Annotated in this window: 2 protein-coding genes; both read right to left on the bottom strand. The window is 25.4% G+C overall.

The annotated features are described in order from the left end of the window. Positions 1-711, bottom strand: a 711-nt coding sequence (locus AVBRAN12642_RS09685; RefSeq protein WP_336608308.1) for a hypothetical protein, incomplete at its 3' end; no start/stop codon positions are given. A gap of 57 nt (positions 712-768) precedes the next feature. Continuing rightward, positions 769-960 carry a hypothetical protein gene (locus tag AVBRAN12642_RS09680; protein WP_214120487.1) on the bottom strand — a complete coding sequence of 64 codons (192 nt, stop codon included), beginning with the start codon at positions 958-960 and terminating at the stop codon, positions 769-771. Positions 961-1,088: the final 128 nt, after the last annotated feature.

The following is a 1,088-nucleotide window of genomic DNA, read 5'->3' as shown; positions in this document are numbered from 1 at the left end:
TTGTTCTTTTACTCTTTTAATTTCTTCTTCTGCCATATCAACATTAGCTTGTTTGTGGAGTGGAATACTTGTAAAAGGTTGACTATCTAAAAATACTCCGTATTCATAAACAATATCTTTAAAATCATATTTTTCAGCAATTGTTATATAACCATCAAGATTTTTATCCATACTAATAGTTTTATCAAGTGCTTTGCTAATACTGCTTACATTATCTTTATTGATAGCAAAAATACTTGGAATATAACTTGCAACTTTAGTAGCTTGTCCTGAACCATCTTTAGTTGGCTCTATATATAAAGCAAATGCATAGATAGTATAATCAATTTCTTTTTTATCTACTTCTCCATCGTTATTTCTATCGGCTGCTAAAAAATTACTCTTATACGCTACATCACTAAACCACCCAGCGACAAAACTTGCTGCATCTTTATCTAAAATAATGCCTTTGCTAGTATCAATGAAATTATCTTCATTAAAAAATTCTTTTAATCTATTAATATTCTTGTCACTAAGTTTTACTCCGATATTGCTTTCATCAAATTTAAAAAATACATTGTAATTTTGCTCTTTACTTGTCTTAATCTCAAAATTATTTTTATTTATATTATCTTTTAAATTGCTAATATCTTTAGTATTTAATTCTTTAGTTTTAACATTATCAGCCCAAGACATTGCTATATTTTTTACTTGCGAGATATCTATTTTCATAAGTTTTCCTTAATACTTTTACTAAAGTAATTTAGTAAAAGTATATTAATTTATATTTTAATATTTTGGTAATCTAGGTGGTTTCCAGCCTTCTTTTTGTGGCATTACTCTATCTCTTGCTGAAGAATTAAAAGCTGAACCCCAAGCACCTGACCAAGTAAGAAAGCTATAACCATTTGTATAACTATACCAAGAATACGCACTTACATTCGTAATAAAAGCTAAAATAGCTAAAACTGCTTTTTTCATTGAAAATCTACTTTCATTAATGATTTGAATTATTATAATTTGATTTTAATTAATACTATTATTATTTTATTTAATGTTTTGATATATTGTAACTTTTAGTAATAATTAATTAAAAATAAAAAATTACA

The organism is Campylobacter sp. RM12642 (genome assembly GCF_020137635.1).
GTDB lineage: Bacteria > Campylobacterota > Campylobacteria > Campylobacterales > Campylobacteraceae > Campylobacter_E.
The sequence above is the reverse complement of the archived record's forward strand: the minus strand, read 5'-3'. Positions and strand labels throughout refer to the sequence as shown.

Excerpts from the sequence above, each read along its gene's own strand:
- AVBRAN12642_RS09680 (WP_214120487.1), bottom strand. The coding sequence starts at position 960 with ATGAAAAAAGCAGTTTTAGCTATTTTAGCTTTTATTACGAATGTAAGT.